22 protein-coding genes are annotated in these 22,083 nt (G+C 37.1%); 21 read left to right on the forward strand and 1 reads right to left on the reverse strand.

Translation table 11 applies throughout. The annotated features are described in order from the left end of the window. Positions 1-16 precede the first annotated feature (16 nt). The 10 genes from CALHY_RS03120 to CALHY_RS03165 all read left to right on the forward strand — a co-directional run bounded on the left by CALHY_RS03120 (position 17) and on the right by CALHY_RS03165 (position 8,457). Positions 17-757 carry a FliA/WhiG family RNA polymerase sigma factor gene (locus tag CALHY_RS03120; RefSeq protein ID WP_041723102.1) on the forward strand — a complete coding sequence of 247 codons (741 nt, stop codon included), beginning with the start codon at positions 17-19 and terminating at the stop codon, positions 755-757. Positions 758-792: 35 nt separating this feature from the next. Beyond that, positions 793-2,178 carry a DUF342 domain-containing protein gene (locus tag CALHY_RS03125; protein WP_013402560.1) on the forward strand — a complete coding sequence of 462 codons (1,386 nt, stop codon included), beginning with the start codon at positions 793-795 and terminating at the stop codon, positions 2,176-2,178. A gap of 48 nt (positions 2,179-2,226) precedes the next feature. After that, positions 2,227-2,490, forward strand: a complete 264-nt coding sequence (locus tag CALHY_RS03130) for a hypothetical protein (protein ID WP_013402561.1) — start codon at positions 2,227-2,229, stop codon at positions 2,488-2,490. Positions 2,491-2,519: 29 nt separating this feature from the next. After that, the gene (locus tag CALHY_RS03135; protein ID WP_013402562.1) at positions 2,520-3,050 is read left to right on the forward strand and encodes a DUF6115 domain-containing protein; all 531 of its coding nucleotides are present in this window, start codon (positions 2,520-2,522) and stop codon (positions 3,048-3,050) included. 50 nt (positions 3,051-3,100) lie between these two features. Then, on the forward strand, positions 3,101-3,367 hold the full coding sequence (locus CALHY_RS03140) for a hypothetical protein (protein ID WP_013402563.1): 267 nt from the start codon (positions 3,101-3,103) through the stop codon (positions 3,365-3,367). Positions 3,368-3,385: 18 nt separating this feature from the next. After that, positions 3,386-4,234, forward strand: coding sequence for an AraC family transcriptional regulator (locus tag CALHY_RS03145; RefSeq protein ID WP_013402564.1), 849 nt, complete (start codon positions 3,386-3,388; stop codon positions 4,232-4,234). A gap of 220 nt (positions 4,235-4,454) precedes the next feature. Further along, positions 4,455-4,742 (forward strand): co-chaperone GroES, encoded by a 288-nt coding sequence (locus tag CALHY_RS03150; protein WP_011916829.1) that lies wholly within the window; start codon positions 4,455-4,457, stop codon positions 4,740-4,742. A gap of 30 nt (positions 4,743-4,772) precedes the next feature. Next, positions 4,773-6,392, forward strand: a complete 1,620-nt coding sequence (gene groL / locus CALHY_RS03155) for a chaperonin GroEL (protein WP_013402565.1) — start codon at positions 4,773-4,775, stop codon at positions 6,390-6,392. 105 nt (positions 6,393-6,497) lie between these two features. Continuing rightward, the gene (locus CALHY_RS03160) at positions 6,498-7,337 is read left to right on the forward strand and encodes a Cof-type HAD-IIB family hydrolase (protein WP_013402566.1); all 840 of its coding nucleotides are present in this window, start codon (positions 6,498-6,500) and stop codon (positions 7,335-7,337) included. Further along, positions 7,330-8,457, forward strand: a complete 1,128-nt coding sequence (locus CALHY_RS03165) for a DUF362 domain-containing protein (RefSeq protein ID WP_013402567.1) — start codon at positions 7,330-7,332, stop codon at positions 8,455-8,457. The genes CALHY_RS03160 and CALHY_RS03165 overlap by 8 nt, the downstream gene beginning before the upstream one ends. Positions 8,458-8,722: 265 nt before the next feature. Here the strand turns inward: CALHY_RS03165 and CALHY_RS03170 are convergent, their stop codons facing one another. Next, positions 8,723-10,153 (reverse strand): ISNCY-like element ISCahy1 family transposase, encoded by a 1,431-nt coding sequence (locus CALHY_RS03170; protein WP_013402019.1) that lies wholly within the window; start codon positions 10,151-10,153, stop codon positions 8,723-8,725. A 211-nt stretch (positions 10,154-10,364) separates the two neighbouring features. Here CALHY_RS03170 and CALHY_RS03175 point away from each other — a divergent pair, with 211 nt between their 5' ends. The 11 genes from CALHY_RS03175 (at position 10,365) to CALHY_RS03225 (ending at position 21,985) form a co-directional block, all read left to right on the forward strand. After that, complete coding sequence (locus CALHY_RS03175) at positions 10,365-10,841, forward strand: chemotaxis protein CheX (protein ID WP_013402568.1); 477 nt, start codon at positions 10,365-10,367, stop codon at positions 10,839-10,841. A gap of 30 nt (positions 10,842-10,871) precedes the next feature. After that, a complete protein-coding gene (gene trmL / locus CALHY_RS03180; RefSeq protein ID WP_013402569.1) occupies positions 10,872-11,336 on the forward strand; it encodes a tRNA (uridine(34)/cytosine(34)/5-carboxymethylaminomethyluridine(34)-2'-O)-methyltransferase TrmL in 465 nt (154 codons plus the stop codon). A 28-nt stretch (positions 11,337-11,364) separates the two neighbouring features. Next, complete coding sequence (locus CALHY_RS03185) at positions 11,365-12,207, forward strand: DegV family protein (RefSeq protein WP_013402570.1); 843 nt, start codon at positions 11,365-11,367, stop codon at positions 12,205-12,207. 84 nt (positions 12,208-12,291) lie between these two features. After that, positions 12,292-14,133: a TIGR03960 family B12-binding radical SAM protein gene (locus CALHY_RS03190; protein ID WP_013402571.1), complete on the forward strand. Its 1,842-nt coding sequence runs from the start codon at positions 12,292-12,294 to the stop codon at positions 14,131-14,133. Further along, positions 14,120-14,755: a TIGR03936 family radical SAM-associated protein gene (locus CALHY_RS03195; protein ID WP_013402572.1), complete on the forward strand. Its 636-nt coding sequence runs from the start codon at positions 14,120-14,122 to the stop codon at positions 14,753-14,755. Before CALHY_RS03190 ends, CALHY_RS03195 begins: the two co-directional genes overlap by 14 nt. Beyond that, positions 14,755-16,470, forward strand: coding sequence for an Rne/Rng family ribonuclease (locus CALHY_RS03200; protein ID WP_013402573.1), 1,716 nt, complete (start codon positions 14,755-14,757; stop codon positions 16,468-16,470). Before CALHY_RS03195 ends, CALHY_RS03200 begins: the two co-directional genes overlap by 1 nt. A 68-nt stretch (positions 16,471-16,538) precedes the next feature. Next, positions 16,539-17,096 carry an elongation factor P gene (gene efp / locus CALHY_RS03205; protein ID WP_013402574.1) on the forward strand — a complete coding sequence of 186 codons (558 nt, stop codon included), beginning with the start codon at positions 16,539-16,541 and terminating at the stop codon, positions 17,094-17,096. A gap of 103 nt (positions 17,097-17,199) precedes the next feature. Then, positions 17,200-17,670: a CD1247 N-terminal domain-containing protein gene (locus tag CALHY_RS03210; protein ID WP_013402575.1), complete on the forward strand. Its 471-nt coding sequence runs from the start codon at positions 17,200-17,202 to the stop codon at positions 17,668-17,670. A 223-nt stretch (positions 17,671-17,893) separates the two neighbouring features. Beyond that, the gene (locus tag CALHY_RS03215) at positions 17,894-19,063 is read left to right on the forward strand and encodes a pyridoxal-phosphate-dependent aminotransferase family protein (protein WP_013402576.1); all 1,170 of its coding nucleotides are present in this window, start codon (positions 17,894-17,896) and stop codon (positions 19,061-19,063) included. Beyond that, positions 19,060-20,655: a phosphoglycerate dehydrogenase gene (gene serA, locus CALHY_RS03220; protein WP_013402577.1), complete on the forward strand. Its 1,596-nt coding sequence runs from the start codon at positions 19,060-19,062 to the stop codon at positions 20,653-20,655. The genes CALHY_RS03215 and serA overlap by 4 nt, the downstream gene beginning before the upstream one ends. Positions 20,656-20,710: 55 nt before the next feature. Beyond that, complete coding sequence (locus CALHY_RS03225) at positions 20,711-21,985, forward strand: DUF1015 domain-containing protein (protein ID WP_013402578.1); 1,275 nt, start codon at positions 20,711-20,713, stop codon at positions 21,983-21,985. The last annotated feature ends 98 nt before the right edge of the window (positions 21,986-22,083 follow it).

Below are 22,083 nucleotides of genomic sequence, written 5' to 3' on the forward strand. Positions count from 1 at the left end.
AGAGGTACGAATGGGTATGGATGATGCACTTTTGTGGGAAAAGTTTATAAAGACCAAAGACCCAAAAATAAAAGAACAGCTTATAATAAAATACATGCCGCTTGTAAAGCTTGTGGCTGGCAGAATGGCCATTTATTTTGGCGGTAATGTTGAGTATGATGACTTGGTAAGTTATGGTTCAATTGGTCTTCTTGATGCAATCGAAAAGTTTGACAGTCAAAAAGGGGTCAAGTTTGAAACGTATGCATATACAAGAATAAAAGGTGCAATAATTGACTGTGTTAGAAGCCAGGACTTTTTGCCACGAAGCATTCGACAGAAAGCAAAAGAGATAGAAAAAGCGTACATTGAGATAGAAAAAGAAGGTAAAACCCCGACAGACCAGGAAGTTGCCAAAAGGATTGGAATATCAGTTGATGAACTTCAAAAACTGCAGGATAGAATATCGAGTGGTATGATTATTTCACTGGATAGTTTTTTAGAACAGAACTATGAAAGCAAGATTGGCGGGCTTGAAGATTTCGTGTCCCAGCCAGAACATTTTATAGAGAATGAAGAACTTAAAACTGTGTTAAGACAGCAGATAGATAATCTTATGGAGAATGAAAGGATGGTGATAGTGCTTTATTACTATGAAGAGCTGAGCATAAAAGAGATAGCAAAAGTTCTGGGCGTATCTGAATCACGTGTAAGTCAGCTTCACACGCGAGCGCTTTTAAAGTTGAGAAGTGCTTTACAAAAGTATTTGGAAAAATAATATTTATTTTTTTGCGGGGAAAGGGGTACATTAGGATGTCAAGTGAACAAAAGGTTGATATAAAGGTTATGGTGACATCAGATAGACTAAAAGCAAGCGTGGTGCTTGTACAAAATCAAAATGGTGTGGATTTGACATTTGAAAATGTGATGAACAAACTGAGAGAAAATAAAATTGCGTTTGGGATAGATGAAGAAGCCATAAAAAAGCTTATTGAAAATCCCATTTTTGGAACCCCTGTTGTGGTTGCCCAGGGAAAACCGCCTGGCAGACCTGTTGATGGCAAGCTCATATATCATTTTGATATCAAACGTGAGATAAGGCCCAAAGAACTTCCTGATGGAAGAGTTGATTACAAGGACTTAGGAATTGTCCAGAATGTGCGAAAAGATGATGTTCTTGTTACAATGATAGATCCTGTTGACGGAGAAGATGGTAGGGATGTTTTTGGAGGGGTGATAAGAGGTCAGAAAGGAAGAAAGTTAAATCTTCCAAGGGGGAAAAATACATACGTAGATACTGACGGTCATACCTTAAAAGCTGCATGCGATGGCCAGGTGTGCATAATCGAAGGCAAAGTAACAGTTCTAAACACATTGGAAATTGACTCTGACGTTGACAACTCAACAGGCAATATAAACTTTGTTGGTAATGTCCACATAAAGGGAAGTGTGCTTTCTGGGTTTAAAGTTGTTGCTGAAGGAAATGTAGAGGTTGATGGTATTGTCGAGGCAGCTGAAATTGAGGCAAAAGGGAACGTAGTGCTGCACAAAGGAATCACAGGTATGGGCAAGGGTAAAGTTGTTGCAGGCAAGAGCGTTTTTGCAAAGTTTATTGAGAACGCTACTGTTGTTGCTGGTGAAGATGTTCAGGCAGAGGCAATTGTTCACAGCGACGTAAAGTGCGGGAATAAACTTATTCTTGTTGGAAGAAAAGCCTCCATTGTTGGTGGGTCTTGTAAGGTTGGTAAAGAGGTTGAAGCAAAGGTAATAGGATCATATCTTTCCACAACTACTGAGATAGAAGTTGGGGTTGATCCTCTTATGGTGGAAAGGTACAGAGAGATAAAGAAAGAGATGTCAGAACTAAGAGAAAATATAAAAAAATGTGACCAGGGGATTGAGGTTTTGAGGAAGATTGAAGCAGCAGGTCTTTTGACAGACGAGAAAAGAGAGATGCTTCAAAAGTTTACAAGGTCAAAGATTATGGCATCAGAAAGATTAAAAGCATTGCAGAGTGAATTTGAAGAGATTGAAAAAAGACTTGAGGAGAGAAACGAAGGAATTGTTAAGGTTCAGGATACCGTATACCCTGGGGTTAAGATAACCATAGGAAATGTGTGCAAGCTCATAAAAGAGCCGGTAAAATACTGCAGGATTTACCGGGAGGATGCTGACATCAAGATAGCACCGTATGCTTAAAGCTAAGGATTTTTATTGCTTTTGTAGATAAGAGGGAGATGGTGGAAGATGAATATAAGACCAATTGATGTAAAGATTTTGTATCCCAAATTAACAGAGGTGTCGCAGGTTGTGCTTGGTGAGCAACAAAAAGAGAATATGCTAAGGCACATAAATAGCCAGAAAAACCAGGCAAAAGTAGATGAGGATTTGAGAAGAGTAAGAGAAAAAGACAATGCATCTGAGATTAGACTTTCTCAAAAACAGGAAAGAGAAAAACAGGAACCAAAAAAATCTAAAAAGCAACAGAAAGGGTTTGATATTAGAATATAAAGTTTTGTAGAGGAGAAGATAAGAAGAAAATGGATGCCTATGTAATCTTGTTTATATTTTTTGGACTAATTTTAATATTGTGGTCATTGAGGTCGATAAAAAAGGATATAGAAAGAGGCGAGAAGATTTTACATGAGTCAGAAAAGGCTCAAAAAACTCTTTCACAGCTTTTGAATGAAGCCATTGAGACAATTGAGGAATTGGATAGCTTTGGAGAGTATATAATTGAAAGAATAGAAAACAAGGTAAGATGGGCAAAAGGTGAGATTTTAGATATTGAAGCAACGCCAGTCAAGGGAAATACTGAACATCTAAACACTGAGGAAAAAGTTGAAAAGACAGCTGAGACAAAATCTTATGCAGGAAAAGAAGATTATATTGAACCTGGCAATGATATGCAGAAAGATGAGAACAAAAAACGCTCAAAAGAAGAGCTTTACAGAAAAGCGGTTGAGCTTTACAAACAGGGATATACAGTAGAACAGATTGCATCGAGCTTAAATATTGGCAAGGGTGAAGCAAAGCTTGCTATAAGGATAGTTGGGAGGGAGAGCAGCTGAAGTGGTACAAGTTTTTTCTGCTGGGGATAGGAATTGGATGGGTACTTGGTGTGTGTGCAATGTATTTTGCTACTATTTCAAGTGCTAAAGATGTTTTACCAAATCTCAATAATACGGTGGATATTTATATTGACAGTATTGATAACCTTGCAGATGTTCTTTACCAAAATGGAGTTGTCCAGGACAAAGAGTCGTTTGAAAGATTTCTCAAGAACAAAAATTTGGTTTCTAACTTTTGGGTAGGCAAAAAGGTAACATTTTCAAGAGCAATGTCATATGAGGAGATTTTTGAGGCAGTATATAAGAGCCATAAGTAAAACAAGCGGGGTTGGAAGATGATAGAGACAATCAACAATATTCTGCCCGTAATTGTAAAGACGCTTGAGAGAGTTCATGATAATAGCTGGAAGATGGATTATAATGTTCACGACAGCTATGAACTTATATTTGTAAAAAAAGGGAATATTGATTTTTGGGTAGAAGAAGAAAAAATAGAACTAAAAGCTGGTGACCTTTTGATAATAAAACCTTTTACTAAGCACAAGTTTGAGGTTGCAAGCTCAAGTAAGGCTGAGTTTGTTGTAATGGGATTTTATTTAAAGCCAGAGAGCAAAGCAAAGGTAGATGAACTAAAGGAGATTTATGGGTTTTTGAAAGTTTTAGAAGGCATAACAAACAGATTTTATTTTTTCCATGTTCGAAAAAGAAGCAATATTTTCTTTTGCTTAGAATCTATTCTTCATGAGGCAAAAGAAAACAAAAATAGCATTCTTCTTTATATAAAATGTCTGGAGCTCTTCATATATATAACCCGAGAAATTGACAGTCTTGAGATGATAAAAAATTACGACTATTCATTGATTGCCAAACATATTAAAGAGTACATTGACAATAACTACATGGAAGACATAAAAATGGGTGATGTTGCAAAGAGGTTTTTCATGTCTGAAAGTAGTCTCTCGAGAATATTCAAGAATCATTTTGGGGTTTTGCCAAAAGAGTACCTGCTTTCAAAGAGGATAGAAAAGGCAAAAGAATATCTTTCCATCTCAAATCTAAAGATTAGCAATATTGCTATGATGTGTGGTTTTTCCTCACTTCAGCGGTTTAACGACATTTTCAAAAAGTACACAGGTCTGAGTCCTACCCAGTATCGAAAGCTGATTTTGCAGGATTTTGAGTAAGCTACGTGACGTAAAAAAGTGAGCAATAAAGAGAAAATGAGAGTTTGAAGAAGATATTTTATTATTTTCCCATCAAATTCGGTGAAAATTGAATATAGTACGCTTTTTTTGAGTAAAATCAGACTTGATTAGAAAAGGAAGAATATACTATAGTATTTATTGTGATTAGCACTCATCGAAAGTGAGTGCTAACAAACTTGAAAAAGGAGGGGAAAGCTCAATGAAAATCAGACCAATTGGTGATAGAATACTCATCAAGTTCAAGGAAAGAGAAGAGGTAACAAAGAGTGGTATAGTTCTTCCAGACACTGTAAAGGAAAAACCACAGATTGCTGAGGTAATCGAGGTTGGTCCTGGTGGAATTGTTGATGGTGAGAAGGTTGAAATGGTTGTAAAGAAAGGTGATAAGGTAATTGTAAGCAAATATGCTGGTACAGAAATCAAGATTGATGGTGAAGAATACACAATAATCAGACAAGATGACGTCTTGGCAATTATTGAAGACTAATTTTGAATTGAAAAGGAGGTAGATGTAAAGATGGCAGCAAAGATGATATTGTTCGACGAAGAGGCAAGAAGAGCTTTAGAGCGTGGTGTTAACAAACTTGCAGATACAGTTAAAGTTACACTTGGACCAAAAGGAAGAAACGTTGTTCTTGAAAAGAAATTTGGTTCGCCACAGATTGTAAATGACGGTGTTACAATTGCAAAGGAGATTGAGCTGGAAGACCCATTTGAGAACATGGGTGCACAGATTGTAAGAGAGGTTGCATCCAAGACAAACGACATTGCAGGTGACGGTACAACAACTGCAACAGTTTTGGCTCAGGCAATGATAAGGGAAGGACTTAAGAACATTGCAGCTGGCGCAAACCCAATGATTCTCAGAAAGGGTATCCAGAAAGCAGTTGATGTTGTTGTAGAAGAAATTAGAAAGATGAGCAAGAAGGTAAGAGGAAAAGAAGACATCACATATGTTGCTTCAATCTCAGCAGGAGACGAAGAGATTGGTAAACTTGTTGCAGATGCAATGGAAAAGGTAACAAACGATGGTGTCATCACTGTTGAAGAGTCAAAGACAACAGAGACAACTCTTGAGATAGTTGAAGGTATGCAGTTTGACAGAGGTTACATCTCTGCATACATGGTAACAGATACAGAGAGAATGGAAGCAGTGCTTGACGACCCATACATCTTGATTACAGACAAGAAAATCTCAACAATCCAGGATATCTTGCCACTTCTTGAACAGATAGTTCAGCAGGGAAGAAAACTTTTGATAATTGCTGAAGATGTTGAAGGCGAAGCATTGGCAACACTTGTTGTAAACAAATTAAGAGGAACACTCCAGTGCGTTGCGGTAAAAGCACCAGGATTTGGCGACAGAAGAAAAGCAATGCTCCAGGACATTGCAATTTTAACTGGTGGTCAAGTAATTTCTGAAGAGCTTGGTCTTGACTTGAGAGAGGTAAAACTCAGCCAGCTTGGTCGTGCAAGACAAGTAAAGGTTCAGAAAGAGAATACAATCATTGTTGACGGTGCAGGCGATCCAAGCGAAATCAAAGCAAGAATTCAGTCTATCAAGAAGCAGATTGAAGAGACAACATCTGATTTTGACAGAGAGAAACTTCAGGAAAGACTTGCAAAACTTGCTGGTGGTGTTGCAGTAATCCATGTTGGTGCTGCAACTGAGACCGAGCTCAAAGAAAAGAAACTCAGAATTGAAGATGCTCTTGCTGCAACAAAAGCTGCAGTAGAGGAAGGAATTGTACCTGGCGGTGGTACAGCGCTGATTAATGCAATCCCGGCACTTGACAAGCTCATTGAAAGCCTCACTGGCGATGAAAAGACAGGTGCAATGATTGTAAGAAAGGCTTTGGAAGAGCCGCTCAGACAAATCGCTGAAAACGCAGGTTTGGACGGTTCAGTTATCGTTAACAAGGTAAAAGAGAGCCCAGCTGGTGTTGGATTTGATGCACTCAACGAGAGATTTGTTGACATGTTCGAGGCAGGTATTGTTGACCCAACAAAAGTTACAAGAACAGCTATTCAGAACGCTGCATCGGCTGCTGCAATGCTTCTGACAACAGAAGCAGTTGTTGCTGAAAAACCAGAAAAGGAGAAGAATCCACCAGCTCCAGCACCTGATATGTACTAATTCAGAAAATAAAGGCTGCCATGATTGGCAGCCTTTATTTTTTTTTGATATAATAAATTGTAACAAATTCTTTTTAGAATCTATTAAAAAAGGTGAAAGCGAAAGATGTATAAACTTATTGCAATTGACCTTGACATGACGCTTTTGGACAGAAACAAAAATATCTCTTCCAGGAACAAAAAAGTTATTGAGCTTGCAAAGCAAAAAGGTGTGAAGATTGTTCTGTGCTCAGGAAGAATTCTCAAAGGCGTGATGTATTTTGCAAAGGTTTTGGGACTTTGTGACCAGGTTATTGTTGCCTGCAACGGAGCAATTGTAAGAGACCTCAAGAAAGACAAAGATATCTATTATGTTGGTCTTGAAAACCAAAAAAGTTTGGAAATTGCTAGAATTTGCAAAGAAAATGATATCTATTATCATTATTATTTTCAAGACACAATGATAGCAAGAAAGCTTGATTATTCGTCTAAATTTTACTATGAAAAGAATAAGGAGCTTCCTGAAGAAGAGAGAATTAATATCATAATTGACGATTCTGAAAATACCCTTAAAGCTTGTGGTAATTTAGTAACTAAATTTGTCATCATTGACAAAGATGTAGAAAAGGTAAACCATGTGAGAAAAATAATAGAAAGAGAGATTCCAGGTGTTGAGACCACAAAGTCAGACATCAACATTTTGGAAGTTATGAAAGAGGGTGTTAACAAGAAGAGGGCACTTGAATTTGTCTGTTCTTATTTGGGAATAGCGCCAGAGGAAGTGATGGCAATAGGTGACAATGAAAACGACCTGCAGATGATAGAGTTTGCCGGGCTTGGCGTTGCAATGGAGAATGCCATTGAAGAGCTTAAAGAAATAGCAGATTATGTGACAAAATCTTATGAAGATGACGGGGTGGCAAGAGCGATAGAAAAGTTTGTTTTGGGGGAAGCAGTTAATGTGTAAAGTTGCGATTGTAAAGTGTGATACATATGAAGTGCAGGATGTGAAAGAGGCAGTTTTGAAGGGTATAAATCTAATAGGGTATGAAATTCCGAAAAAAGACTGTGTGCTTGTAAAACCAAATCTTCTTATGAAAAAAAGTCCTGAAGATGCTGTTACCACCCACCCTGCTGTTGTTCAGGCGACAGTGGAGGTTATAAAAGCAAAAGCAAGCAAGATCATAATAGCCGACAGTCCGGGTGGTCCATATACTAAAAAGAGGCTTGAAAGTATATACCAGGCTGCAGGGATAAAAGAGCTTGAAAAGCTTGAAAATGTTTTTTTGAACTATGATACATCTTACAAAGACCTTGATGTTGAAAGCACAACTTTTAAGAAACTTTCATTGATATCCCCATACTTTGAAAGCCAGGGAATTGTAAATCTTCCAAAGCTGAAAACCCATCAGATGGCAGTGTACACAGGTGCTGTCAAGAATCTGTTTGGGCTTGTACCGGGTGGGCAGAAAGCCGAGATGCATTTTAGATTCCAAGATGTCAGAAGGTTTATGGAGATGCTACTTGAAATCTTAACGGTAGCAAAGCCAATGCTAAACATTATGGACGGCATTGTTGCAATGGAAGGGGAAGGACCGTCAGCAGGAAAGCCCAAAAAGCTTGGGATTTTGCTAATATCTGAGGATGCAATTGCTTTGGATTATGTTGCCTGCAAGATTATTGGTCTTGATATAAAGGATGTTCCTCTTTTGGAGGTGGCAAAGGAGAAAGGGCTTTTAAATCCTGATAAGATTGAGGTTGTTGGTGAGAGAATTGAAGATGTAGCTCCATCGAGTTTTGAACTTATCTTAAGACCCGAGATATCTTTTGTGAAAGGAAGGCTTCCACATTTTTTGGCAAGTTTTTTAGATGGTTTTCTTTCACCAAAACCAGTTTTTTACAGAAATATTTGTATAGGCTGCGCAGAGTGTTTCAACGCTTGTCCTGCTCAGGCTATTGAGATGAAGAGCAGAAAAGCGTATGTTGATTTGAAAAAGTGTATAAGGTGCTATTGCTGTCACGAACTTTGTCCTGCAAAGGCTATAAAAATCAAAAGATCATTTTTATTTGAGAAGATACTAAAATGATAGGCGTTTGCAAAATAGGTGGTGATTGAAGGTAAAAGGCACCAATACTAACATGAAATACAATCAAGATACAAAAAGAAAAGAGAAGTGAAAACCAAATATTATCAATACCAACAAAAATAATCAGCAACAAACATATGACAAAAATTAACAACTTCAAAAAAGACAATAATATCCTAAGCCTTCTTAACTCCTTGTTTTAGAAGGTTAAGTAAAAACAAAACCAGAAATTTTTTGTAAGAAATAGATTTAAAAAATAGTAGTATTAAGCGATAAGTTTTTTGAGCTTGTTAAGTTTTTTGATAGTCAATTTAGAGCAATAGAGTTTGATATTGTGAGCGAGAATAAACAAGAGCGAGAAAGTAATGGCAGATAGCAAGAAATCAGAGAAAATAGAAATATGGTCATAAGTAGAGATAGTATCAGAGCCCATGTAGGATTTCAGGTGGTAAATAGTCTGCTCTACAGCGACACGTTTTTTGTAGAGGTCAAAAAACTCTTGTGAATTTCTGTTGATACCTGGGAAAGAGCGAAAGTTATCTGGGTATGTATAGAACATTCTACCCGATTTAGAGGTAGTACAAGGCTGAGGGCAAGAGCAGATGCGTTTGCCATCTTTGTATTGTGACATAGGGCAAGTCCATTTAAGGCGCAAAGAGCGATTTTTACCCTGACATTTGCCTTCGGGTTTAAAAGGTTTGTTGAACTTTTTGCAGATAGGGATACCATCTTCAGAAATAACGATATTGGGGTCTGATGTAGGTGTAGTATTTTTAGAAGCTCTTGTATTTAGTGGAATAACGATTTTGGAGAAGTTAAAGGTATTTTTTAAAGTGGAGTATATGTTGTGGGAATCCAAAGCACTGTCGGCGATGAAAGTGGAGAAATTTTTGGGGATATAAGAGAATAAAGTTTCGAGCGAAGGAATTAAACCTTTAGAGTCGGAGATAGCTTTTGCTTCTTGTGGGTCAGAGGAAGGGGAATCATAGTTAAACAGAGGTACTAAAGCTAAAGGGATACCGAGAGCGTTGGTAATGACTGCAAATTTTAAAGCCCAGCAGAAATGGCCATTTACAAACATAAGACGGATGTTAGAATTAGCGTTAGCAGTTTTAGGCAAAGAAGAATAAACGAGAGAGTAGACTTTTTCAGAGGGAAGTTCAGGGTTAGCTTTTGAGGTATTTTTCAGCAGTAGATGAATGAATTTAGGATTGTTTTCACGAACTTTTGGGACAATACCTGTTGTGTCGAAGATTAAGATTGAAGAATCTTGAGGGCATTGTTGGATGGAAATATTATGTGCATGGATAGAGATATTTTGAAAAAGTTTATGGATTTCACTTGCAAATATTTTTCTAAAGCGAGAGAGAGTAGAGATAGAAGGGACATTGCCATGAAGATTACAAAATGAGCGAAGTTCGAATGAGTTGAGTAAGACAGCACGAAGCTGAGTTAAAGTATTGAGTTTGAGCAATTTTTGGACGAGGAAGCAACAAAGCATAGATTCTAAAGAGAAGTATCTATGCTTACCGAAATATTTGTAGTAGGCATTGTAGAAAGAAGAAGGTATATAATGTGACAAGTCAATGAATTTATTGAACAAGCCCAAGAGGCTTTCAGGCTTGTAGAGAGCCGAAGCCTTTAGGTGGGAGAATAGGTCTATGAAAGAAAGTTGTTTAGGTTTGGTGTTGAACATTTTGGAACCCTCCTCATAGTAGAAAATTTGTTTTATATAATCATATTTTACTACAATTATGAGGAGGGTGACCAGTCTTTTTTGATTCTATGTAAAGCTTGATAACGCTCATCTTGAGCGTTTTTGCAAAAGGCTAAAGATACTAAAATGATGAAAGGAGGAAAGTCTTGTATTCTGCCAAATAAAGCGGCAGGGTGACAAGGCAAAGAAAGTGGCAAGTGTAAATGTTGAGTACATCAATCCGTTTATCCAGGCGAGCCAGCAGGTATTAAAACAGGTTGCAAACATTGACTTTAAGCTTGGGAAGGTATACATTAAAGAGCCTACATACAAAGTTGACCAGGTTGTTGTTATAATTGGAATGACGGGGAATATTAAAGGACAGGTGAACTTCTGCATGTCAATAGAGACGGCAAAGAGTATTGCATCAATGATGATGGGAGGTTTTCCTGTATCAGACTTTGATGAGCTTGCAAAAAGTGCGATTGGCGAGATGGCAAATATGATTATGGGGAACACATCAACACTGTTTTCGCAAAAAGGCCTAAAGGTTGAGATAACACCCCCTTCAATTTTAATAGGTGAGAACATGACGCTCAGCACATCAAAAATGATAAACATATGTGTGCCACTTTTACTTGACAACGGTGATAAAATTGATATGGATGTTGCATTTATGGAAAACTAAATAGCGAAAGGGGGATTGTTATTCTACATCATGTCAATAAACATAGTGTTACATGAACCTGAAATTCCATACAACACAGGAAACATTGCAAGAACGTGTGCATGTACAGGAAGCAAGCTCCATCTTATAGAGCCTCTTGGTTTTTCCTTGGAAGATAAGTACTTAAAAAGGGCAGGTCTTGACTACTGGCAGTATTTAGATGTAAAGATATATAAAGATTTAAACGACTTTTTTGAAAAGAACAGAGGAGCAAACATTTTCTATTTTTCTACCAAAGGCAAACAATATTATACCCAGGCGCCATATGAGGACAATTGCTACCTTATGTTCGGTAAAGAAACAGCCGGTCTTCCTCAGTGGTTGATTGAACAGAACATACACAGGACTTACAGAATACCTATGATAAGCGATGTGAGGTCTTTAAATCTTTCAAATTCGGTTGCTATTGTTTTATATGAAGCTCTCAGACAGCTTGGTTTTCCAAACCTGGTGTAGTTTATGGGAAATAAAAGGAGGATTTTGGATGGGTGTTACTATAGTTACAGATTCGACCTGTGATTTGAGTCCTCAGATGCTGAATGAATTTGGTATCAAAATGGTACCATTAAAAGTTTATTTTGGAGATGAAGTTTATAAAGACTGGGTAGAGATCACACCTGAAATGTTTTACAAAAAATTAACATCATCAACAGTTCTTCCAAGAACGTCTCAGCCAAGCCCAGAAGAGTTTTTGGATGTATTTAAACAAGAGATTGAAAATGGTAATGAAGTTGTGTCAATTCATCTTTCTTCAAAACTATCAGGGACTTATAATTCTGCATGTTTAGCTAGGGACATGTTAGACCCTCAAAAGATTTTTGTTATTGATGGGAAAAGCGCATCGATTGGTACAGGAGTTTTGGCAGTTTTGGCCAAAAGGTTAGCAGAGAAGGGTATGCCAGCAAAAGATATAGTTTCATTGATAATACAAAAAACAAATACTATAAGACATATTTTTGCAGTTGAAACCTTAGAGTATCTTAAAAAAGGCGGAAGAATTTCGCCTGCAAAAGCAACGATTGGAAATATTTTGAACATAAAACCGATACTTCACATAGTTGATGGAGTTGTTGAGCCGCTTGATAAAGTAAGGGGTATGAAAAGAGCTTTGCCAAGAATAATTGAGGAGGTAAACAAAAAAGGATTAGACCTTAAAAATCAGGTTTGTGGATTTTGTTATGCTGGTGATTTAAGTGAAGTTGAAGATCTTATAAATACAATAAAACAAGAACTTTCGCCTGGAGAGCTTATTGTAACTCAAATAGGTAGCGTAATAGGCACATATGTTGGACCTGGGACGTTTGCGTTTATTTTCTTTGAGGAATAATAGAATTTAAGATTTTTAGCTTTTCAGCTACAGGGTAGCCTGTAGCTTATTGTATTTTATATAAAGAAGAGGTGAAAGACAAAAGTGGTTGTAAAAGACAAGGTATTTAAACTGCTCTATGATGTTGAAAAACCGGGAAGATATATCGGCAACGAAATAAACATGGTAAAAAAAGACCCTAAAAAGGTGGATGTTAGATTTGCATTTTGCTTTCCGGACGTGTATGAAATAGGCATGTCTAACTTGGGACTTAAGATTTTGTATCATCTTTTGAACGAAAGGGAAGATGTGTACTGCGAAAGGGCTTTTATGCCATGGGTTGATATGCAGCAGAGGATGCAAAAAGAGGGAATAAAACTATTTTCACTTGAGACTTTTACTGAACTTGATGGGTTTGACATAATAGGGTTTTCTCTCTCATATGAGATGAGCTATACAAATGTTTTGAAGATGCTTGAACTTTGTGGTCTTCCTCTTGAAAGTCAAAAAAGAGAAAAAGGAATGCCAATTGTGATTGCAGGCGGTCCATGCACGTATAATCCAGAACCGCTGTGGGAGTTTATAGATGTGTTTGTAATTGGTGAGGGTGAAGAGGTCATTTTGGAGATTATTGACCTCTATAAAAAATACAAATTTTCCAGCATGACAAAAGAGGAGTTTTTATTTGAATGTGCATCTATTCAAGGGTGTTATGTTCCTTCACTTTACAATGTTGAATATAACTCAGATGGAACTTTAAAATCTATAGTACCTGTATCAGAAAACATACCCAAAAAAGTAAAAAAGAGAATCATAAAAGATTTAGATAGTATCTATTTTCCAACAAAGATGTTAACACCTCTTATAGAGGTGGTTCATGACAGAGCTACTCTGGAGGTTTTCAGAGGATGTGGGCGTGGATGCAGGTTTTGCCAGGCAGGTGTAATATACAGACCTATCAGGTTCAGAAGTGCTAAGAAGACTTTGCAGTATGCAAAAGAGCTTGTTGAAAATTGTGGTTGCAATGAGATATCGCTTGTGTCCCTTAGCACAAGCGATTATCCGAATATAGATGAGCTTGCAAGGGAAATTTTGAAATTTGCAGAGGACAAAAAAGTAAACATTTCTCTACCATCTTTGAGGCTTGACTCAACCTCTTTAGACCTTTTAAAAGAGGTTGAAAAGGTAAGAAAACCTACACTGACGTTTGCGCCCGAGGCAGGAACGCAGAGACTAAGAGATGTTATAAACAAAAATATAAAAGAAGAGGATATATACTCTACAGTCAAGCTTGCGTTTGAAAGAGGGTTTCAGAATATAAAACTCTATTTCATGCTTGGACTTCCTCTTGAAGAAGATGAGGATGTTCTTGGGATATATACAATAGCAAAGAATATAAGGGAGATTTACAAAGAGCTTGGGCTTAGAAAGAGAATCAGAATAACAGTGTCCACATCCTTTTTTGTGCCAAAACCACACACGCCCTTTCAGTGGGAGGCGCAGGATAGCATTGAAAATATGCAAAGGAAGATGAAACTTTTGAAGGAGAATCTCAAAAAGGTAAAGGATGTTGAGTATAGCTGGCATGACTTTTATCTTAGCAAACTTGAAGCAGTACTTTCGCGGGGTGACAGAAGACTTTCAAGGGTAATTAAAAGAGCAGTTGAGCTTGGTTGCCAGTTTGACGACTGGGGCGAGTTTTTTGACTTTTCAAAATGGGAAATGGCTTTCCAGCAAGAAAATATCGACTGGAGATTTTACTCTGACCGAAAAAGAGATTTTGACGAGGTTTTGCCATGGGACATTATCGACCCAGGTGTGACCAAGGAGTTTTTAAAAAGAGAATGTCTTTTAGCATATGAAGAAAAAACTACAAGTTCATGTTTTGATAGATGTACAGGTTGCGGTGTAGCTTCTTTTCGAGGGGGAATTTGTGTTGGCAAATAGGTATAGGTTTTATTTTTCACGAGATTTGCCTGCAGCGTTTATATCCCATCTTGACATGACAAGGCTATTTGAAAGGTTATTTAGAAGGTTGAATATAAAGCTTAAGTTTACACAAGGATTCAACCCACACCCGAAGATAGTTTTTATTCTTCCAATGCCGGTTGGGCTTTGTTCTAAAGAAGAGATATTTGAAGTTGAATGCGAGCAAGAGCTTGAAAGCAGTATCATTGAGAGTCTCAATAAAATCTTGCCAGAAGGATTAAAAATGTTGAAAGTTGAGCTGGCTACTGATAAAATACAAGTAAGTGATATGTATTATCAATGTTTTGTTGAAGCTGAGGAAGAATTTTGCAAGTTTTTTGATGAGTATATGGGAAAAAGTCCTGCTATAAAAAAGGAGAAGGAAGGCAAAGTAACAGTTAAACATGTTTGGGATTTTCTTTTGAGCTATGAATGTGAAAAAGTGGATGGAAATGTAAAAATAAATTTTCATATAAATGTTGTGAATGGAAGTTATATAAAGCCAGAAGATATACTAAGAGAATTTTCACAGGAGTATAATATTGAATGTAGGATTGTGAGGGTTGAAAGGGTAAAAGTTAACTATAAAAGGGTGATATAATGCAAAGTGAGATTATAGTGGATGTAAGTTTTAACCAAACCCGGGTTGCTGTTTTGGAAGACAAAGAACTTGTCGAGATTTACATCGAAAGGGAAGACAGCCAAAGTATAGTAGGGAATATCTATAAAGGTGTTGTTGAAAACATCCTGCCTGGCATGGATGCTGCTTTTGTCAATATTGGTCAGGAGAAAAATGCTTTTTTGTACCTTGGCGATGTGAACAGGCTTGAGTTTAGTGATACCGACGAGTATTACGAGATAAAAACAAATCCGCTTGCTCTAAGGTGTGGTCAGGAAATAGTTGTGCAGGTGATAAAGGAAGGCTATGACCAGAAAGGTCCGAGGGTTACCACAAATATAACGTTGCCGGGAAGGTACTTGGTTCTCTTGCCGAGCACAGAATATGTTGGCGTTTCAAAGAGGATTGAGAGTGAAGAAGAAAGACAAAGACTCAAAGAGATAGCATGCAGGATAAGGCCAGAGGGAATGGGACTTATTGTCAGGACTGCGGCAGAAGGTAAAAGCGAAGAGGTTTTGAAAAGTGAGCTTGAGTTTTTGAAAAATATGTGGAAAAAAATAAGACAGAAAAGCTGTCAGAGCGCCCCTGTGCTTCTTTACAAAGACTATGACCTTGTGTTCAAAGCTGTCAGAGACATGTTTACCAATCAGGTTGACAGGTTTGTAATAAATGATAGGAAAAAATATAACAAGATAATAGAGTTTTTATCCTCTTATGCCCCGAGCTTGAAAAGTAAAGTGGAGTATTTTAACCTTGCAACAAATATATTTGAATATTTTCAGATAGAACAAAAGCTTGCAAAAGCTCTTTCTAAAAGAGTGTGGCTAAAAAGCGGTGGGTATATAGTAATAGATGAAACAGAGGCGTTGACGGTCATTGACGTCAACACAGGAAAGTATGTTGGCAAAACTGATGTTGCAGAGACAATATTAAAGACAAACCTTGAAGCTGCGCAGGAGATTGCAAGGCAGCTAAGACTCAGAGACATTGGTGGAATAATTATAATCGACTTTATCGACATGAAAAATCCAGAGCATCAGAAGATAGTTTTAGATGCTTTGAAAGAGGCTTTAAAGAGAGACAAGACAAAAACTGTTGTTGTTGACATAACACCTCTTGGTCTTGTTGAGATGACAAGGAAAAAGGTAAGACAGCGACTTTCGTGCGTGATGCAATCAAGCTGTCCTTACTGTGAGGGCACAGGCAAGATTTTGTCACCTGAGAGCATTGCGTTCAAAGTTTTGAAAGAGATCGAGTGGTATTGCAAAAACAAGGTAGAAGACAAGTTCTTTGTTGAGATGAACACAAAAGTATGTGAGATTTTGAGAAAGGGTGAAGTTGACAGGATAAAAGATCTTGAGCAGAAGTACAAAAAGAAAATCTATGTCAAAGCATCTTCAAATATTCACATAAATAAGTTTACCATATGCCCAGTCAAGGATGAGGATCATTACATGGCACTGTGTGGATGGCTTTGTGAAGGGGACGAGGTTTTGGCGTTTGTTGAGGAGGAAGACAGGTTCAATCCAAAAAATGCAATTGGGTATGTAAACCAGAATAGAATAGAGCTTGATGATGCAGCTGACCTTGTTGGCAAGTATATCTATGCAAAGGTTGAAAAGGTGTATGGAACACTTTCAAAGGGAAAGATTTTAGATGTATATGAGGTTGATAAAGAGGATGTAAAAGAGTTTTAATTTGGTTGAAAAAAATATGTTATTTTTGATAAAATAGAAGAGCAAAATTTTAAATCGGAGGGAAGCTGATGGTTGAGGCAGGCGATTTTCGAAGAGGATTAACAATAGAGTATGATGGTCAGATATTTCAGGTAATTGAATTTTTGCACGTAAAACCTGGCAAGGGCGCAGCTTTTGTTAGAACAAAACTTAAAAATATAAAGACAGGTGCTGTGATTGAAAAGACATTCAGACCGGATGAGAGAATGCCTCTTGCTCACATCGAAAGAAGAGAGATGCAGTATCTTTACAACGACGGCGAGCTTTACTATTTCATGGACACACAGACATACGAGCAAATTGCGTTAAATCAAGAGATGGTTGGTGATGCACTCAAGTTTGTAAAAGAAAATATGACAGTTACAGTTCTTTCTCACAATGGAGTTGTATTTGGAGTCGAACCACCAAGATTTGTCGAGCTTGAGGTAATTGATACAGAACCGGGTTTTAAAGGTGATACTCAAACTGGTGCAACAAAACCAGCGAAGGTTGAAACAGGCGCTGTAATTCAGGTTCCACTTTTTATAAATGTTGGCGACAAGATTAAGATTGATACATCGACAGAAGAATATTTGTCGAGAGTATAATTGGTTTGATATTTTTCTATTATATGCTTTGTGTATAAACTATTTTTTATGGGTAAATATTATGTATAGACAAGGTTATTCTGTGTTGTAGGAGGATACTTTTATGGAAAATTTATATGAAAAGGTTGCATACTTGAGAGGGCTTGCTGAAGGCTTGGGAGTAAATGAAGATTCTAAGGAAGGAAGGCTTCTTCTGAGCATCATTGACGTGCTTGACGAGTTTGCAGATGCAATAAATGAGCTTGACGTCAAGCAAGCAGAGCTTGAAGATGTTGTAGACTCAATAGATGAGGATTTGGAAAAGTTAGAAGATGAAGTGTATGAAAGTTATGACGAGGATTATGATGACTACTATGATGATGAAGATGACGAGGACTTGGTGGAAGTGACCTGTCCAAACTGCAAGGTAACATTTTATTTAGAAGAAGACGAGTACTTAAACGAGGACGAGATTGAATGCCCTAACTGCAACGAAGTAATATATCTTGACGAACTTGAAGAAGACTTTGACGATGAAGAAGATGATGACGAGTATGAAGACGAAGAAGATGATGAGGGCAAAAAAGATAAATAAAGATTATTAAAAAGAAGGTTTTGGCCGGTGCTTCTTGCCGGCTTTTTGTTTATATTACCAATTATTTGTTGCAAGGAGTTGTTTTAAATAAACAAAAACATTCTACTTTTATATGTTTAAAATGTATAATAATAAGATTGTCAAATTATTGACATTGTCTGACGCATTAGATATAATCAACTTAAAACAAATTGAGTTTGTTTGAAAGGGGTAGAGTTTAAATATGAGAAAACCAAAACTTTTGATGACACCTGGTCCAACTCCGCTTCCACCTGAGGTTATCTCTGCCATGTCACAACAGATTATTCACCATCGCACAAAAGAGTTTGGGGAAATCTTTTCAAGAGTGAATGAAAACTTAAAAAAGGTGTTCCAGACAAAAAACAATGTTTTAACATTTGCAGCATCAGGAACTGGTGCGATGGAGGCAAGCGCTGTCAATTTCTTTTCTGAAGGCGACACTGTTTTGGTTGTGTCAGTAGGGGTTTTTGGGGATAGGTTTATTAATATATGCAAGACGTTTGGTCTAAATGTAATTGAAAAGAAATATCCTTATGGTGATGTTGCAAATATTGATGAGGTAATTGAAATTATTGAATCTAATAAAGACATAAAAGGTGTGTTTATAACACACAATGAGACATCAACAGGTGTTACAAATCCTATTGAAAAGCTTGCAAGGTATCTCAAAAATACAGACAAGATTTTAATTGTTGATGCAGTAAGTTCACTTGGTGCAATTGATTTAAAGACTGATGAGTGGGGTGTTGATGTAGTTGTTACAGGCTCTCAGAAAGCTTTAATGTCCCCGCCGGGCCTTGCTTTTGTCTCTGTATCAGAAAAAGCTTGGGAATTTTACAAAACATCAAAACTTAGAAAGTTCTACTGGGACTTTAAAAAGTATCAGGACAACCTTTTAAAAGAAAGCCAGGACACTCCATTCACACCTGCAGTCACCTTAATCAGAGCTGTTGATGTAGGATTAAAACTTATCCTGGACTATGGACTTGAGAACAACTTCAAAAGACACACAAGACTTGCACATCTTACTCAGCTTGCAGCTGAAAAGCTCAATTTAGAGCTTTTGCCAAAGAAAGAATACTCATCTGCAGTAATTACTGCAATCAAGTCACCAGAAGGTGTGGATATAGAAAAGGTAAGGAAGATAATGAATCAGAAATATGATATAATGGTAACAGGGGGACAGGCTACTTTAAAAGGAAAGATTATAAGAATAGGTCATATGGGATATGTTGACGAGTTTGACCTTTTGAAGACCATCGAATGCTTTGAACTTGCGCTTTTAGAAGTAGGATACAAAAACTTTGAAGTTGGAGAAGCTACAAAAGCTGTGCTTCAGGAAATTGCTAAGGAGGTAAGTGAGAATAAATGAAGGTTTTGGTGACTGAGAGGATTGCAAAAGAAGGTATAGAGATTTTGAAAAATGAAGGAATTGAAGTGGATGAGAAGGTAGGACTATCTCACGAAGAAATTTGCAATATAATTGGTGAATATGATGCTCTAATTGTCAGAAGTGCAACAAAAGTAAACGAAGAGATGATAAAGTGTGGCAAGAACTTAAAAGTGATTGCAAGAGCTGGTGTTGGTATTGACAATGTGGATGTAGAGGCTGCAACAAAGCAGGGTATTATTGTTGTAAATGCTCCGGATGGTAACATTATGGCAGCTGCCGAGCTCACAATTGGTCTTATATTTAGCATATTCAGATACATCCCACAGGCGTACATGTCTTGCAAGCAGGGCGATTTTAGAAGAAACAAGTTCAAAGGTGTTGAGCTTTATGAAAAGACAGCAGGAATTATCGGGTTTGGCAAGATAGGTGCGCTTGTTGCAGAACGTCTCAAAGCTTGCGGGATGAGAGTTATTGCGTACGACCCATACGTTTCAGACGAAAAGTTCAAAAAATATGGTGTTGAAAAGGTTGACTTTGACACACTTTTGAGAGAATCCGACCTTATTACTATCCACACACCAAAGACAAAAGAGACATATAACCTCATTTCAGAAAAAGAGTTTAAAAAGATGAAAAAAGGTGTTAGGATTGTCAATTGTGCGCGCGGCGGTGTCATAAACGAAAATGACCTTTACAATGCTATAAAAGAGGGCATAGTGGCAGCAGCGGCTCTTGACGTTCTTGAAAAAGAACCAAACTTTGAGCTTGAAAAGCAAGACTTCTACAACCCACTTTTAGAACTTGACAATGTGGTAATCACACCTCATCTTGGTGCATCAACACAGGAAGCTCAGGTAAATGTTGCTGTGTCTGTTGCAAAAGAGGTTGCAGCGGTGTTAAAAGGTGGCATTGCTAAGAATGCTGTTAATCTTCCTGCATTTGAAAAGGAAAAGCTTGAAGAGATTATGCCATATTTAGAACTTGCTGAGGCAATGGGAAAGATTTTTATCCAGGCAGAGAGAGCTTTTGCCAATAAAATTGAAATTGTTTACGGCGGACAGATAGATGAGAAAGCAATAACTTGGCTGACACGTGCGCTTTTAAAAGGCTATCTTGAATTTTCGGTACAGGACACTGTCAACTATGTAAATTCCCAGCTTTTAGCAAAGGAACAGGGAATTGAGGTAGTTGAAAGTAAAACAGAAGAGGCAGGTAAATTTAAGAATATGATAACTGCAAGGTTTACTACAAACGAGAAAGTTTTAGAACTTTCTGGCACAGTTTATAACAACGAGGGTAGAATCATAGATTTCTTTGGCTACAAGGTTGATTTCAAGCCAGAAAAATATATGCTTATTATCCAGAACATAGATAAGCCTGGTATGATAGGCAGAATTGGCACAATTGTTGGTGAATATGGAATCAATATTGCCACAATGCAGGTGTCCAGAAACAAAAAAGGTGAAAAAGCTGTTATGGTATGCGAGATAGACGGTGAGCTTCCTGATGAGGCTGTAGAAAAGCTTAGAAACACAGATGGAATTTTGAGAGTCACAATGGCAAAATTGTAAGATTTACACATTAAAAAGCCACGAAATTACAAAATAGAAAGGGTTATGGTATAAGATGGCTAACATCAAAGGTTTTAGAGGTTTGAGATATTCATCTGAAGTTGAGCTTGACAGGTGTATCTGTCCGCCTTATGATATAATATCTGATGAAGAGAGAGAAGAGCTATATAAAAAGAGCGAGTATAACATAATAAGAGTGGAATTTGGAAAAGAATATCCAGAGGATAATGAAGAGAATAACAAATTTACACGTGCAAGAGAGTATCTGAACAGCTGGATTGAAAAAGGAATATTGAAATTTGACCAGAGTGAATGCATATACGTTCTTGAGCAGGAATTTGAGGTGGATGGTAAAAAGTATAAAAGAACAGGAATTATTGCTGCGCTTGAGCTTGTTGAGTTTGAAAAAGGAATAGTCATACCGCACGAGTTTACACTTTCAAAACCAAAACAGGAAAGGCTTGAGCTTTTAAGAAAGACTAAGGCAAATATCAGCAGCATATTTGGGCTTTATGAGGATGACACAGGCGAGGTTAAATCTATATTAGATAAGATAAAGTCTAAAAAAGAGGATGTTTCATACAAGGGAATTGGAACTTTTGAGAGAATGTGGGTTGTATCTGATGAGAATATAATAGGAAAACTAAAAGAACTGTTTTCTAACAAAAAGATATTTATAGCAGATGGACATCACAGGTATGAGACAGCTTTAGAGTATAGAAAAGAGATGGAGCAAAAAGAAGGTGCAAGACAAGATGCAGATTACAACTACATAATGGTGACACTCACAAGCCTACAAGACCCAGGAATAGTTATTCTACCAACACATAGAATTGTTCTTTCATCAAGCATTGAAGAGGATATTTTTATAGAGAAATTAAAAGCAGAGTTTGATGTTGAGGAAGGAAACTACGAGGGTCTAAAGAGAAAATTAGAAGACAAAAAGAAATATGCATTTTTGGTATACACATACAATAAAAACTTCTATTTGATAACTCTCAAAAATCCAGAGGATTCTCTAAAAGAAATTGAAGGAAGCAAGGCTTATAAAAACCTTGATGTTGTTGTCTTGCAAAAGTTAATTTTAAATAAAGTCCTTAAAATCACAGATGAAGATATACTCTATCAGAGAAATATTAAATACACCAAATCGGATAAAGAATTGATTGAGACTGTTGACAAAGGTGCAAAATACGGATTTATCTTAAATCCAACACTTGTTGAGGAATTAAAAGATGTGTCGCTCAGCGGTGAGAAAATGCCTCAGAAATCCACATACTTTTATCCAAAACTTATGACAGGAAATGTTATATATGTTCACTTAAAATAAAAAAGAAGTTTGATTCTTTATGGTTTGGGTATTGAGGCCTTCAAAAGAAGAGGTTTCAATGTCCAAACCGTTTTTTGTATAAGATATTTATAAAGAAA

Source organism: Caldicellulosiruptor hydrothermalis 108 (assembly GCF_000166355.1).
GTDB lineage: Bacteria > Bacillota > Thermoanaerobacteria > Caldicellulosiruptorales > Caldicellulosiruptoraceae > Caldicellulosiruptor > Caldicellulosiruptor hydrothermalis.